The 14,904-nt window shown below is 66.7% G+C and carries 12 protein-coding genes; 8 read left to right on the top strand and 4 right to left on the bottom strand.

The window, feature by feature from the left end; translation table 11 throughout:
* Positions 1 to 23: 23 nt before the first annotated feature.
* The 4 genes from QRN21_RS02445 to QRN21_RS02430 are packed head-to-tail and all read right to left on the bottom strand — an operon-like array spanning position 24 to position 4,423.
* The gene (locus tag QRN21_RS02445; RefSeq protein WP_285363050.1) at positions 24 to 953 is read right to left on the bottom strand and encodes a glycosyltransferase; all 930 of its coding nucleotides are present in this window, start codon (positions 951 to 953) and stop codon (positions 24 to 26) included.
* The gene (locus tag QRN21_RS02440) at positions 950 to 1,348 is read right to left on the bottom strand and encodes a DUF2304 domain-containing protein (RefSeq protein WP_053095630.1); all 399 of its coding nucleotides are present in this window, start codon (positions 1,346 to 1,348) and stop codon (positions 950 to 952) included. The genes QRN21_RS02445 and QRN21_RS02440 overlap by 4 nt, the downstream gene beginning before the upstream one ends.
* Complete coding sequence (locus QRN21_RS02435; protein ID WP_285363049.1) at positions 1,345 to 2,100, bottom strand: glycosyltransferase family 2 protein; 756 nt, start codon at positions 2,098 to 2,100, stop codon at positions 1,345 to 1,347. Before QRN21_RS02435 ends, QRN21_RS02440 begins: the two co-directional genes overlap by 4 nt.
* Positions 2,101 to 2,137: 37 nt before the next feature.
* Entirely contained in the window at positions 2,138 to 4,423 is a 2,286-nt protein-coding gene (locus QRN21_RS02430) for a hypothetical protein (RefSeq protein ID WP_285363048.1), read from the bottom strand.
* 104 nt (positions 4,424 to 4,527) lie between these two features.
* On the opposite strand from QRN21_RS02430, the gene rfbA reads away from it, so the two are divergent.
* The 8 genes from rfbA to QRN21_RS02390 all read left to right on the top strand — a co-directional run bounded on the left by rfbA (position 4,528) and on the right by QRN21_RS02390 (position 14,897).
* On the top strand, positions 4,528 to 5,397 hold the full coding sequence (rfbA, locus tag QRN21_RS02425) for a glucose-1-phosphate thymidylyltransferase RfbA (RefSeq protein ID WP_053095633.1): 870 nt from the start codon (positions 4,528 to 4,530) through the stop codon (positions 5,395 to 5,397).
* On the top strand, positions 5,397 to 6,395 hold the full coding sequence (gene rfbB, locus QRN21_RS02420) for a dTDP-glucose 4,6-dehydratase (RefSeq protein ID WP_187249421.1): 999 nt from the start codon (positions 5,397 to 5,399) through the stop codon (positions 6,393 to 6,395). Before rfbA ends, rfbB begins: the two co-directional genes overlap by 1 nt.
* 4 nt (positions 6,396 to 6,399) lie before the next feature.
* Complete coding sequence (locus QRN21_RS02415; protein ID WP_285363047.1) at positions 6,400 to 7,815, top strand: sugar nucleotide-binding protein; 1,416 nt, start codon at positions 6,400 to 6,402, stop codon at positions 7,813 to 7,815.
* On the top strand, positions 7,812 to 9,956 hold the full coding sequence (locus tag QRN21_RS02410) for an acyltransferase family protein (protein ID WP_285363046.1): 2,145 nt from the start codon (positions 7,812 to 7,814) through the stop codon (positions 9,954 to 9,956). The genes QRN21_RS02415 and QRN21_RS02410 overlap by 4 nt, the downstream gene beginning before the upstream one ends.
* 67 nt (positions 9,957 to 10,023) lie before the next feature.
* Entirely contained in the window at positions 10,024 to 12,102 is a 2,079-nt protein-coding gene (locus QRN21_RS02405) for an acyltransferase family protein (RefSeq protein ID WP_285363045.1), read from the top strand.
* A gap of 92 nt (positions 12,103 to 12,194) precedes the next feature.
* Positions 12,195 to 13,331, top strand: coding sequence for a UDP-galactopyranose mutase (gene glf, locus QRN21_RS02400; protein ID WP_285363044.1), 1,137 nt, complete (start codon positions 12,195 to 12,197; stop codon positions 13,329 to 13,331).
* A gap of 10 nt (positions 13,332 to 13,341) precedes the next feature.
* Positions 13,342 to 14,163 carry an ABC transporter permease gene (locus QRN21_RS02395; protein ID WP_056278189.1) on the top strand — a complete coding sequence of 274 codons (822 nt, stop codon included), beginning with the start codon at positions 13,342 to 13,344 and terminating at the stop codon, positions 14,161 to 14,163.
* Positions 14,160 to 14,897: an ABC transporter ATP-binding protein gene (locus QRN21_RS02390; protein ID WP_056278192.1), complete on the top strand. Its 738-nt coding sequence runs from the start codon at positions 14,160 to 14,162 to the stop codon at positions 14,895 to 14,897. The genes QRN21_RS02395 and QRN21_RS02390 overlap by 4 nt, the downstream gene beginning before the upstream one ends.
* Positions 14,898 to 14,904: the final 7 nt, after the last annotated feature.

The raw sequence follows: 14,904 nt of genomic DNA, 5'->3' as shown, positions 1-14,904 counted from the left end.
TCCGTTCGCAGATCTCGCGCCGGTCACACAGGGCGCGCGCGCCAGGTGACTCGAGCGGCGTCAGCGGCGAGTTCCGGGCTCATCCTGCCCAGGCGCTCAGCGCGTCCGTCACGGAACCCCGCGATGAGCAGCTTGCGCATGGTGGATCGGGGCCTGGCCAGCATCCACGCGATGAGGAAGTACGCGTAGTCGGCTCGCGCGTCGCGACGCAGGCGCGCCCGATGACGCGGATGCCGCCGTCCCACGACGATCCGATTCCTCGCCCTGTAGTAGTACCGGAACGGCGTGCTCAGCGTGAGGGTGGGAAGCACCGCTCCGAGCGGGCCGGGTACCCGGTAGCGTGCACCCAGGCGGTGGGGCAGGCGGAGGCCGGGGGCGACGATGCACGGCAGGTCGGCATCCAGGCAGCGGATCTCGAAGTCCGTATCCACGAGGTCGATGAAGAGGGCTTCGTCCATCAGCCCGACCTGTTCGAGCACCTCTGACGGAAGATACATGCCCGACTGGATCGCGTGGGCGGCGTGGACCACTCCCTGCGGCGTCGATGACCCGGCCTGGGAGACGTCCGCGAAGAACTCCGGAACCACGGGGCCCGCGGGAACGCCGTGCGCGCGCGCATGCTCGTGCGCGGCGCCCAGAGCGGCGACGAAGCCGGGGGCGATGGTCGAGTCCTGGTCGAATGTCACGACCGCGCTCGCGCCGTGTTCGATGGCGCAGCGGATGCCGTGATTCAGTGCCGCACCGATGCCGCGGTTGCTCTCCAACGTGATCACCTGCGCACCGGTCGATGCGATGTCCGCGCGGATCACGTCGAACTCTGCACCGCTGCCGTCATCGACCACGATGATGCCGGTGACTTGCGGAGCGAGATCTCCCAGAAGCTGAGGCACCTGTGCCGGGCGATGCACGGTGACGACGCCCCAGACATCGGCGCTCGGGGCTCCGGACGTCATGCCGGGGGAGCGCTGTCGGCGTCGCGGCCGCGGTGCTGAGCCTCCAGAGCGGCGATGCGGCGATCCAACCGGTCGATCTCCGCGCGCGACAGCGCCGCTTCCTCCGCGACGCGGCGGATCTCGTCCTCTGCCTGGGAGAGCTCCCAGGAGAGGTGCAGCGCGACTCCCAGGAGCAGGGTGATCGCGAGAGCGAACAGCAGGTTCGCCGGCACTTGCACACCGAGCAGCGATGTCGCCCAGAGCAGGAGCTGGGGGAAGATCCCGAGCAGCAGGACGCTCAGCGCGATGACGATCCACATCACCGCGTACTTCTCGCGAAGACGTCGCGTCAGCAGCATCCAGAAGACCAGTGCGAGGATGACGAGAGCGAGAGCGATCCCGACGATGACGATCATCGTGCGACCTCCGGTTCGCCCACGGATGCGGACCGACTCGTCGAACCGGGTCGTCGCAGCATCGCCAGGCCGAGGGTGAACACCGAACGCAGCAGGTAGATCGATGCTCCGATCGGGCCCTGACTCGGGGTGCCGTGCACGCGCGGCCGCATGGCCACCGGCACCTGCGTCACCGTCAATCCGGCGTGGCACGCTGCGACGAGCGAGTCGATGGTGTCGCCGAGGTACTCGGCGGGGTAATAGCGGACGTACTGTTCGATGGCTCTGCTGTTGGCAGCGCGGAAGCCGCTCGTCACGTCTGTCAGACGGGTCTTCGCGACCCGGGACACGGTCTTGGCCAGGAACACCATCGCCCAGTGGCGCGGGCCGCGAACCGAATAGTCGCCGACGTCCGCGAAACGTGCGCCGATCGAGATGTCCGCGGTGTCGAGACCGTCGAGGACTCGCGCGATGTCGACGGGGTTGTGCTGGCCGTCGGCGTCGACCTGGATGGCCCGGGTGTAGCCGTGGCGCTTCGCGTAGGTGAAGCCGGTGCGCATCGCTCCGCCGACGCCGAGGTTGAAGGGGAGGGAGATGACCGTGGCGCCGGCCTCTCGCGCGACCGCGCTCGTGTCATCGGTCGATCCGTCGTCGACGACGAGCAGATCGAAGTCGGCGCTCGCTGCCCGGATCTCGTGCACGGTGCGTCCGACGTTGCGGGCCTCGTTCCATGCGGGGACGATCACGAGGACACGGTCCGACGACAAGCTCATAGTTCACCGATCCTATCCGATCGGCCGAACGCGACGATCACGTGATCGGAGCGCCCATGGCGTAGTCGGCCTTGAAGGCGGGGGCGAGCTGGAGCACTGCGGGTGCACGCCCTCCACCGAGCCGGAGGAGAACCCCGATCGACGTCACATGCCGGAGCTTGCCGTTCTCGTAGAAGTAGATCTCCGGCGCGCCGGTGAACTGCACGAAGTCGGTTCCGCTGGTCAGCAGAGGGGATCCCACCTTGTATCGCGACAGCTGATCACCCGGGAGCACGTATTCGCGCGGCGCGGTTCCCCCGTTCAGCTGGAGCAGGGTCTTGATGCTGCGGACGTGACGCAACGTCCCGTTCTCGTATCGGTAGATCTCCTCGCGCCCGGTGAATCGCACGAACGACTTCTCGGGCAGGTTCGCCGCACCGGTGCCGAACCATTCGACGGTGGCCGGTGACCAGGGCAGCACCTTCAACGGCCTGGACCCGTTGAGGGCCAGCAGGTCGGCAGGGGACGGCACATGACGCAGCGTGCCGCCCGAGACGACGTAGATCTCCGGGGCTCCCTGCGGCTGGATGAACAGAGGTGCGGAGACCGTGGTCTTCGAGCGGGGCATCGCGCCGCATTCCCCGCTGCCCAGCGTGGTCGGCTTGATGCCGCCATACTGCGTGCCCGACACCGGATGGAGCTTGCCGCCCGCGGCGATCAGAGTGCTGCTGCCGCACGAGACGACGGGGGTGAGCGTCGAACCGACTCTCGTGTTGACTGCGACCGAGCTGCTCGGCACCACGGTGATGCCGGCAGCGCCGAACTCACGGGCGAGGGCGGTGCTCGGTACGCGCAGCAGGCGGTCGCCGAGAAGCGTGAGGAACACATCCTGTGTTCCCGCGGCGCGGATCAGGCTGTTCGCCTTGATGACGAGGAGCCCGTTGCCGATCGATGCGGCCGCGGACGGCTTCATCGACGCGACGTACCCGGATGTTCCTTTGGAGACCTCGAGCCAGGTCTGCTGGTTGGCCACATGCCTGCGCAGACCGCCCTGGTAGAGGTAGACCTCGGGGTCCGCCCCCGAGCGGAAGAACGAACCGACGGGGGCACCCTCGGAGAATCGGTCCGCAGTGGTGCCGGTGAGGTTGACGTACGAGCTGAACGCGTATCCGAACAGGGCGACTTGAGCAGCGTCGACGAAGCGATGGCGGGTGCCGTCCGGTTCCAGGAGGTACAGCGTCCCGGTGCGAGGGTCGTGCACGTACCGCGTGACCGGCTTGCCCTCGGGCATCGGGTCGAGGTACGCCGCGGCCACGGACACGGCACCGCCGAGCCTCGACCGCAGCGCGGCGAGGTCCTCCGCAGCGACGACATGGTGGCGGACACCGGACTGCACGAGGTAGATCTCCGCGCGACCCGGCACCTGCGCGAGGGTGGCCGGAGCGGCGCCCGTCGTCTGAGTGCTGCCGAACCAATCGGTGAAGAGCTGGTAGAAGTTGCGATTGCCGTAGCTGGAGCATCCGTCCCCGGTGCCGTATCCGGCGTTGAGCGCCGCCCGATTCGGCTGGTAGGGCGTGTAGTAATACAGAGCGGCGGTCGCCTTGTTCTCGACCCTGACCGGGGCGGACCCGCAGGCCCGGTTGGGGTGGTAGAGGATGTTCCAGGTCTTCCCTGGCGCGTAGTACGTGAACCAGCGTCCCTCGGCGTAGATCTGCATCTGCCGGGCGGCGCCGTAGATCTGGTAGAAGAAGCCTGCGTAGGCCGGATCGCACGGCGCCGTGTCCGGGCACCCCTGGCCGAGGGCCATGTCGAAGCGCCAGGTGCTCGGCCACGTGTGCGTGACGAGGCTCTGCTCCTTCTCGAGCATGACGATGAGCACCCGCGGGTTGATGCCGCAGGACTGTGCGACCCGCGCGATGATCGTCGCCGCCGACTCGTTCGGCGCTCCGGAGTATCCGCGGCAGTAGCTGTCCGCAGGACGGTTCGGTGTGTTCTGACGGTAGTCCTTGAGGCAGACGTACCCACCTCGGCACGAAGCCACCTTCCCACGGAAGAACGAGTCGATCTGGCCGGCGGACATGGTGTCGCTCTGGAAGAACACGCCATCGGAGATGATGTTCCCCGGCTTGAACTGCGCGAGGTTCGCGGTGTCCCGGATGGATGCGTCCGCGGAACCCGACACCGCGGTCGAGGATGTCAGCGTGGCCCCTGCAGTCGACAGAGCGCCGGAGGAGGAGGGCGCGACGGCGTTGGCCGGCGTCGCCACGAGCAGGGATGCGGCGAAGACGACAGCCGCTGCACTGGCGATGAGGCCGAGCAGGTGGGGGGATTTTGAGCCGGTCACCTGCTCATTGTGACGGAAATGCACAGACGATGCCAGTGTGAACGATGTGACGCAAGTAAATCGTGCCTGTCTGAGTCCCAGCTGGGATGTGGCACGATATGGGGGTGAAAGGCATAATTCTCGCTGGTGGCTCAGGAACCCGACTGCATCCGATCACGATCGGCATCTCGAAGCAGCTGATTCCCGTGTACGACAAGCCGATGGTCTACTACCCGCTGTCGACGCTGATGCTGGCCGGGATCCGAGACATCCTGATCATCACCACGCCTCACGACGCCGAGCAGTTCGAGCGGCTTCTCGGAGACGGCTCGCAGTTCGGAGTGAACCTCACCTTCGCACAGCAGCCCTCGCCGGACGGCCTGGCACAGGCCTTCGTGATCGGAGCGGACTTCATCGGCGACGACAAGGTCGCGCTCGTGCTCGGTGACAACCTGCTCTACGGCCCGGGGCTCGGAACGCAGCTCAAGCGCTACACCGATGTCGAGGGCGGCGCCGTGTTCGCCTACTGGGTGGCGGAGCCCAACGCCTACGGAGTGGTCGAGTTCGATGCCGACGGTCGTGCCGTCTCGCTCGAGGAGAAGCCCGAGCACCCCAAGAGCAACTACGCCGTACCCGGACTCTATTTCTACGACAACGACGTCGTCGAGATCGCTCGCGCCCTCGAGCCCAGCGCTCGCGGCGAGTACGAGATCACCGACATCAACCGCGCCTATCTCGAACGAGGCGCGCTCCAGGTGGAGGTGCTCCCGCGCGGAACAGCGTGGCTCGACACCGGGACCTTCGACCAGATGTCGGATGCCGGCGACTACGTGCGCACCATGGAGCGCCGCACGGGTCTGCGCATCGGCGTCCCCGAGGAGGTCGCCTGGCGTCAGGGCTTCCTCACCGACGATGACCTGCGCGAGCGGGCCACGAAGCTCGTGAAGTCCGGATACGGCACCTACCTGCTCGAGACCCTGGAAAGAGGTCGTTGATGTCGAACATCCTCGTCACCGGAGGCGCCGGTTTCATCGGCTCGAACTTCGTCCACTACGCGGTGGAGAACACCGATCACACAGTCACGGTGCTCGACGCGCTGACCTATGCCGGAAACCGGGCGTCGCTCGAGGGGCTCCCCGAGGACCGGGTGCGATTCGTGCACGGTGACATCACCGATGCCGAGCTCGTCGACGGGCTCACCGCAGAAGCGGACGCCGTGGTGCACTACGCGGCGGAGTCGCACAACGACAACTCGCTGCACAGTCCTCGTCCCTTCCTGGACACGAACATCATCGGCACGTACACGCTGCTGGAAGCGGCGCGTCGGCACGAGACGCGGTTCCACCACATCTCGACCGACGAGGTGTACGGCGACCTCGAACTCGACGACCCCGAGCGGTTCACCGAGCAGACGCCGTACAACCCGTCGTCGCCGTACTCGTCGACAAAGGCCGGCAGCGACCTGCTCGTGCGCGCGTGGGTCCGCTCGTTCGGCGTCCAGGCGACGATCTCGAACTGCTCCAACAACTACGGCCCCTATCAGCACGTCGAGAAGTTCATCCCTCGGCAGATCACCAATGTCATCCGCGGTATCCGGCCGAAGCTGTACGGTGCCGGGGAGAACGTCCGGGACTGGATCCACGCGAACGATCACTCGTCCGCCGTGCTCACGATCCTGGAGAAGGGTCGGATCGGCGAGACCTATCTGATCGGCGCCGACGGGGAGCGGAACAACAAGGACGTCGTCGAGCTCATCCTCGAGGAGATGGGCGAGCCGCGAGACGCGTACGACCACGTCACGGACCGCGCAGGTCACGATCTGCGGTACGCGATCGACTCCACCAAGCTCCGCACCGAGCTGGGCTGGAAGCCGGAGTTCGCCGACTTCGAGTCCGGACTCGCCGCGACCATCGCCTGGTACCGCGACAACGAATCGTGGTGGGCGCCGTCCAAGGACCAGACCGAGGCGTTCTACGCGTCGAAGGGACAGTGACCCGGTGAGCGAGATCGACTTCGGAAAGCCTCTGAGTCGCACCGAGACGACGATTCCCGGGCTCGAGATCTTCGATCTGCCCGTGCACGGCGACTCGCGCGGATGGTTCAAGGAGAACTGGCAGCGCGAGAAGATGACCGCACTGGGCCTCGCCGATTTCGGTCCGGTGCAGAACAACGTCTCCTTCAACGACGCCGTCGGCACGACTCGCGGGATCCACGCCGAGCCGTGGGACAAGTGGGTGTCGATCGCGACCGGTCGGATCTTCGGGGCCTGGGTCGACCTGCGAGAAGGCCCGACATTCGGAGCGGTCTTCACGGCGGAGTTGGATCCCTCGAAGGCGATCTTCGTGCCTCGCGGCGTCGGCAACTCCTACCAGACCCTCGAGCCTGACACCGCGTACACCTACCTCGTGAACGATCACTGGTCGCCGGACGCCTCGTACTCGTTCCTGAATCTCGCTGACGAGACCGTCGCGATCGAGTGGCCCATCCCGCTCGCCGAGGCCGAGGTGTCTGCGAAGGACCTCGCACACCCGCGTCTCGCGGATGTCGAGCCGGTCGCCCCGAAGAAGACCCTCGTCATCGGCTCGGGCGGGCAGCTGGGAACCGCGCTGCGAGCCGAGTTCGAAGGCGTCGGCAGCGTCGAATGGACGACGCGCGCGGATTTCGATCTCGGATCGACGACTCTGACCGACGCGCGACGGTGGCGCGACTACGACACGATCATCAACGCCGCCGCGTACACGGCCGTGGATCGTGCGGAGACGCCCGAGGGCAGGCGGGATGCGTGGGCGGTCAACGCCGCCGGACCGGCAGCTCTCGCTCGCATCGCTGCGGAGCACGGCATCACCCTCGTGCATGTGTCGAGTGACTACGTCTTCGACGGAACCGCCGAGCGACCGTACACGGAGGACGACGTCGTGTGTCCACTCGGCGTCTACGGCCAGTCGAAGGCGGCGGGCGATCTCGCCGTCTCCACAGCCCCTCGTCACTACATCGTCCGCACCTCGTGGGTGATCGGGAGTGGTGGGAACTTCGTGCGCACCATGGCGTCGCTGGCCGCGAAGGGAGTCGACCCGAAGGTCGTCGACGACCAGCGGGGGAGACTCACGTTCGCTGAAGAGATCGCGCGCCTCATCCGCACCCTCGGCGAGACCCGCCCGCCGTTCGGCGTCTACAACCTGACGTCCGAGGGCGAGAGCGTCACCTGGGCCGACGTCGCCCGCCGTGTGTTCGAACTCGTCGGCGAGGATCCGGCGCGGGTCACGGGTGTGTCGACTGACGCGTACTTCGCCGCGGCGACGTCGCCCGTCGCCCCGCGCCCCACGAACAGCGTCCTCGACCTGACCCGGGTGGAGAGCATCGGCTTCACCCCTCGCGTGGGAGACGAGCTCCTCAGGGAGTATCTCGGGTCGTGAGCGTGTCGTTGCGGAGCGCAGACGCTCCGACCGCGGCGCCGAAGGCGCGGGTGTTCCGAACCGACATCCAAGCACTTCGCGCCGTGGCCATCGGCCTGGTGGTGCTCAATCACCTCTGGCCGATGCGCCTGCCCGGCGGCTACGTCGGAGTCGATGTGTTCTTCGTGATCTCCGGCTTCCTCATCACGGGGCACCTGGTGGGCGAGATGACACGGACCGGGGGAGTGCGCCTCGGTGCGTTCTACGCCCGACGGATCCGGCGCCTGCTTCCGGCGGCGCTGCTCGTCCTCGCGGTGTCGCTCGTGCTTCTCGTGCTGTTCCTTCCCTACCCTCGCTGGGAGCGGGGCGCCTGGGAGGTCGCAGCGAGCGCGGGGTACGTCGAGAACTGGTTCCTGGCATCGATGTCGGTCAACTACTCGGCGCTCAATGATGCGGCGAGCGTGGTCCAGCACTATTGGTCGCTGTCGGTCGAAGAGCAGTTCTACATCGTCTGGCCCGTGCTGCTGGTGGCCGCGCTGGCCGTGTCGCGGCGCACCGGACGACCGGACACGCGACGCGGAGTGAGAGCGCGGACGGCCACGGCGCTGATCGCGGTCGTCGCGCTGGTGGGGGTCGCCTCCTTCGTCGCCAGCGTCGTCTACACGACCATGGCTCCGCCTCAGGCGTACTTCGCGACGTTCACGCGCGGGTGGGAATTCGCGATCGGCGGGGCGGTCGCGCTGCTCGGCAGTCGAATCCCGCTCGGACGCGCCGCGGCCGACATCGTCAGCCTGCTCGGGTTCGGCCTCATCGTCGTCGCCGCCTTCGCCTATGATCATGCGACTTCTTTCCCCGGGTACGCCGCACTGGTGCCGGTCCTCGGCACCGCAGCGGTGATCCTCGCCGGAAACTCGCACGCCGCTCTCTGGCATGCGAAGGTGACCGCACTGAGACCTGTGCAGTGGATCGGCGGAGTCTCGTACTCGCTCTATCTCTGGCACTGGCCGCTCATCGTCGTCGCCCCGTTCGTCATCGGTGGTGAAGCGAACACTCTCTCGAAGGTCGCGGTTCTGGCCATCTCGCTGGTGTTGGCCGTGCTCACGAAGAGGTTCGTCGAAGACGCCGGACAGACCTGGGGATATTGGCGCGGCTCCTCGCGCCGTGCGTTCGGGCTCATGGTCACGGGGATGCTCGTCATCGCGGCGCTCGTGGCGGCGGTCCTTGCCGCATATGCGGCGAGGGTCGAGGCGGACAGCCCACCGGACGACCTCGCCGCGTCGACGTGCGAAGGGCCTTCGGCGCTCGCACCGGGGGCCGAGTGCGACGACCCTTTCGGGGCTGCGGACTATTCGGTGATGACCAAGAAGAACGAGTACTTCTACACGCCTGCGGAGTGCGGCGAGTTCCTGCCGATTCTCACGTATGGGGACCTCAAGACCACCCACGAGTGCGATTTCTCGCGAGGCGAAGAGGATCCGACGAGGGTATGGCTCATCGGGGACTCCCATGCGCAGCAGTGGCAGGGAGCTGTGTTCGACATCGCAGAGGAGCACGGCTGGATCGTCGACACGAGTTTCTACGGCGGGTGTCCCGCAGCCGACGTCGAGTTCATCGGGTTCCGCAGCGCGTGGGGTGCCGCCGACGTCGAGAGGTGCCGCGAGTGGTCGAGCGACCTCGCCGACACCGTCGCCGAAGAGGATCCGGACCTCGTCATCACCGCGATGGCGTCGCGGCTCCAGCTGGTGGACGACGGCAGCGACCGGCCGCAGGTCGATCAGATGTCGGACGGACTGCTCGATTACTGGACGCGGTGGAGCGAGGAGGGGATCAAGGTGCTCGCGCTGGCGGATCCTCCGTTCAACGCTGAGGTCAGAAGCCCCGACTGCGTGCTGCACAATGCCGAGGACCCGAAGTCCTGCGCGCGCCCTCGAGCCGAGGCGCACCCGGTCGACCCGGTGGTCGTGGCGGGCGCTCAGGCAGAGTCACCGTCGATCAGCGTGCTGGATCTGACCGACCGATTCTGCGACGCGACATCGTGCTACGCCGTGGTCGGCGGCATCCCCGTCTACTACGACGCGGATCATCTCAATCTCGAATACGCCAGACTGCTGGGAACCGAGATCGACGCGGCGGCCGAGCGACTGCTCGCAACGGGCGGATAGGCTGGCAGAGGCAGACGGTCGACCCGAGACGACTGCGGCGACACCCCTCGCCGATACGCCGCCCCTCATGAAAACGACGCACCCGACACCGCTTCCTCCGACCGCGCCTGTCGCCGGGGATCCGCTCACCCGCCGCGCGGACATCGACGGTCTGCGCGCGCTCGCCATCCTGCTGGTCGTGGCGTACCACGTGTGGCTGGGGCGCGTCTCGGGCGGCGTCGACGTGTTCCTGATGGTCTCCGCCTTCTTCCTCACCGCGTCGTTCGTGCGACGAGTCGGGTCGGAGCGTCCGCTCGCGCTCGCGTCCTTCTGGTTGCGCCGCTTCCGGCGGCTGCTGCCCGCCGCGGCCGTGACGATCGTCGGCGTCCTCGGCGTCGCGTTCGCGGCGTATCCGCAGACCGAGTGGCCGCGCGTCTGGCGTGAGGCCTGGTCGAGTCTCTTCTACGTCGAGAACTGGACGCTGGCCCTGTCGGAGGTCGACTACTACGCTCGCGACTCCGCGACCCCGAGTCCGTTCCAGCACTTCTGGTCGCTGTCGGTCCAAGGACAGGTCTTCATCCTGTGGCCGCTCATCATCGCCGCGGTCTGGCTGATCCTCCGTCGTCGGCGCCACCTCGTCATCCCCGCACTCGCCGTCGTCTTCGGGACGATCTTCGTCGCCTCGCTTGCATTCTCGGTCGTCGAGACGATACGCGCCCAGTCCTTCGCCTATTTCGACACCCGCACGCGACTGTGGGAGTTCGCGGCCGGCTCGCTCGTCGCGATCGCTCTCCCGCATGTCCGCGTCCGACCGTCGATCGCCGCACTCCTCGGTTGGGTCGGGATCGTCGGCATCGTCATGTGCGGAATCGTGCTCGACGTGCAGGGCGGATTCCCCGGGTATCTCGCTCTGTGGCCGGTGATCTGCACGGCGCTCGTCATCGTCGCCGGGCGCGACCGCCCGCGTGGCGGCCCCGCGATGATCCTCGAGTCGGCGCCGCTGCGATTCGTCTCCCATGACGCGTACGCGCTCTACCTCGTCCACTGGCCGGTCCTCGTGACCTGGATGATGGTGAGCGGCAGGTCCGAGCCGGGATGGCTGGCCGGCGCCGGTATCGTCCTGGTCTCGTTCGTGCTGGCGCGGATCGTGTCGACGCTCGTGGAGCGCCCGATCCGCGACGCCGCGTTCTTCGATGGCTCCCGTCGTCTCGGCGTCCTCGCACTCGCGGCCTCGGTCCTGCTGGTCGCCGCACCCCTCGCCGCCTGGCAGCTCACGATCCAGCATCGTGCGGCGGCGCTGATGGACAGCGACAGCGGCGGGTATCCGGGTGCCGCCCAGATCGACTCGCCGATCGATCTCGCCGTCACCGACCTCCCGCTGATGCCGCCGGCCACGGCGCTCGATGACGAGTGGGTGGACCTGAACGGCAGCTGCGCGGGAGATCTCGAACCTGTGGAGCCTGCGCTGGCAGGCAGCTGCGCCCAGACCGCGGCAGCGGAGGACTCCGACGCCTGGCGAGTGCTCGTGATGGGGGATTCGCACGCACAGCAGCTCATGTCGCCTCTCGCCGTTCTCGCCGATCAGCAGGGATGGGGCCTCGTCGCTCTGCTGAAGGGAGGGTGCGCCATCGGCATCGGAGCTCCGACCTGGTCGGCGGCGGGTACACCCTGCGACGAATGGCGCGCCGCGGCGATCGAGTATGCGATGAGGGTCCAGCCGGATGCGGTCTACCTGGTCGCGACCCGGGCGACGCCCTCGTCTCCCGAGGTTCTCGTCGAGGGGATCCGCGAGATCGCGGAGGAGCTCACGGCGAACGGCATCCAGGTGATCGCCGTGCGCGACAATCCTCGCTTCGATTTCGACATGTACGAGTGCGTGTCGGAGGATTCGGAGGTCGTTCCGGGTGCCGACGCCGCATCGTGCGACGTGCCCGAACTCGCCTTCGTCGACGGAGAGGATTTCGACGATCTCACGGCGGCTGACGGGGTGATCGCGGTGGACTTCCGACCCTGGCTGTGTCCTGAGGGCGTGTGCAGGGGCTCGATCGGCAACGTCGCCGTCTACATCGACGACAATCACCTCTCCGACTCGTATGGGCGCACGCTCGCCCCGATGCTCCAGCAGATGCTGGACGTGGGAGGGCCTCTCGGCACCGAGGCGGGCTGACAGGCAGCGCCGAGTGCGCTGCAGGTAGAGTTGTCTGCTGTGTGCCGCGCGACGCCGTGCGGATGTCAGCCTTGTGGGCAGAAAGCAGCAACATGGATCTTCTTGTCGTCGGGTCGGGCTTCTTCGGCCTCACCATCGCAGAACGCGCCGCCGAAGCAGGCCGCAAGGTGACGGTCATCGACCGTCGCCACCACATCGGCGGGAACGCCTACAGCGAGGCCGAGCCCGAGACGGGCATCGAGGTCCACCGCTACGGCGCGCATCTGTTCCACACCTCCAACGCCACGGTGTGGGAGTATGTCAACCGTTTCACGAGCTTCACGAACTACGTGCACCGCGTGTACACGACGCACAAGGGCACCGTGTTCCCGATGCCGGTCAACCTCGGCACGATCAACCAGTTCTTCCAGTCGGCCTACACGCCCGACCAGGCACGGGCCCTCGTGCGCGAGCAGGCGGGGGAGTTCGACGTCAAGACGGCGTCCAACTTCGAGGAGAAGGGCATCGCGCTCGTCGGCCGCCCCCTGTTCGAGGCGTTCTTCCGCGACTACACCGCGAAGCAGTGGCAGACGGATCCGCAGAAGCTGTCCGGCGACATCATCAGCCGCCTGCCTGTGCGATACACATACGACAACCGCTACTTCAACGACACGTGGGAGGGGCTGCCGACGGACGGCTACACCGCGTGGATCGAGCGGATGGCCGATCACCCCAACATCGAGGTGAAGCTGAACGTCGACTTCTTCGATGAGGCTCAGCCCCTGAACAAGAGGGCGACGGTCGGACAGCTGCCTATCGTCTACACGGGCCCCGTGGACCGCTACTTCGATTACACGGCGGGTGCCCTCAGCTGGCGCACGCTCGACTTCGAGCAGGAGGTGCTGAACATCGGCGACTTCCAGGGCACCAGCGTGATGAACTACCCCGACATGGACGTGCCGTACACGCGCATCCACGAGTTCAAGCATTTCCACCCGGAGCGCAAGGACGTCTACGAGTCGGACAAGACGGTCATCATGCGGGAGTTCTCTCGCTTCGCGAACCGCGAGGACGAGCCGTACTACCCGGTGAACACCCCGATGGACCGTGACGGCCTGCTCGCCTATCGCGAGCTCACGAGGGGCGAGAAGGACGTGCACTTCGGCGGACGCCTCGGCACGTACCAGTACCTCGACATGCACATGGCCATCGGCTCGGCGCTGTCGCTGTGGAACAACTCGCTCTCGTAGACTCGACACCGTGAGTCACGCTGCTGTCGGGGCGCCCGGGACGCCCCGGCGCTATCTGCATTCTCTGTGGTTGCTGTCGGCCAGAGACCTCAAGGTGCGGTACTCGACGAGCCTGCTCGGCTATCTGTGGTCGGTGCTCGATCCGCTCGTCATGAGCGTGATCTACTGGTTCGTCTTCACGCAGATCTTCAACCGCGACGTCGGCGAGGATCCGTACATCGTGTTCCTCATCAGCGCTCTGCTGCCCTGGGTGTGGTTCAACACGTCGGTCACGGACTTCACGCGCGCGTTCAAGAAGGATGCGCGGCTCGTACGATCGACCGCGATCCCGCGCTCGATCTGGGTCAACCGCATCGTGTTGAGCAAGGGAATCGAGTTCCTCTTCTCGCTGCCTGTGCTCGCTGCCTTCGTGATCATCAACCTGCTGGTCGAGCAGGATCCGGCGCACACGGTGCAGGTGGGCTGGGGAGTCCTCTGGGTGCCGGTCGCGGTGTTCCTCCAGACCGTCCTCCTCGTGGGACTCGGCCTGCTGGTCGCTCCGCTCTGCGTCCTCTTCGTCGACCTCGAACGGACGACCGCATTGATCCTCCGAGCCATGTTCTACGCGACGCCGATCATCTACAACGTCACCGACCTCCCCGGCATCTTCCAGACGCTCGGTGCATTCAATCCTCTCGCCGGGATCTTCATGCTCTATCGGATGCCGTTCTTCCCCGACCAGTGGAACCCCTTCACACTGCTGGTCAGTGTGGGCATGACCCTGGTGATCCTGGCCCTCGGCGTGTGGACGTTCCGCTCCCTCGAGCGCTCCGTGCTGAAGGAGCTGGGATGACCGTCGCGATCGAGGCCAAGGATCTCGGTGTCCGCTTCCGTCGGAACCGCCGTGGAAGCCGAAACTTCAAGGACCTGTTCGCGGGTGCGTCGCGTCGCTCGCGTCCGGGCGAGTTCTGGGCGCTGCGCGATGTCTCGTTCACGGTGCAGCAAGGAGAATCGATCGGCGTCGTCGGGCGCAACGGTCAGGGGAAGTCCACGCTTCTCCGTCTCGTCGCCAAGGTGCTGCTCCCCGACGAGGGATCGGTGACCGTGCACGGCGGGGTCGCTCCGCTGATCGAGATCACGGGTGGATTCGTGGGGGACCTGACCGTGCGGGAGAACGTCGCTCTGACGGCGGGCCTGCATGGCATGTCGCGAGACGAGGTGGCGCGACGATACGACGACATCATCGCCTTCGCCGAACTCGCCGGATTCGAGGACACTCCTTACAAGCACCTGTCGAACGGGATGAAGGTGCGGCTGGCGTTCTCCGTCGTCTCGCAGCTCGATGAGCCGATCCTGTTGGTCGACGAGGTGCTGGCGGTCGGAGACAAGGCTTTCCGGGAGAAGTGCTACAAGCGCATCGACGAGCTGCTCGCCGAGGGGCGCACCCTCTTCTTCGTGAGTCACCACGAGCGCGACCTCCGCCGTTTCTGCACCCGCGGTCTTTATCTCGACAAGGGCGGGCTCGTGCTCGACGGGCCGATCGCGGACGTCCTCGATCGCTACAACGCCGACTACAACCGCGGCTGAGCGGGAT

The sequence above is a fragment of the Microbacterium sp. LMC-P-041 genome (assembly GCF_030209555.1).
In the GTDB taxonomy this organism is placed as follows: domain Bacteria; phylum Actinomycetota; class Actinomycetes; order Actinomycetales; family Microbacteriaceae; genus Microbacterium.
Note: the sequence above shows the minus strand (reverse complement) of the source record. Positions and strands in the feature narration are given on the sequence as shown.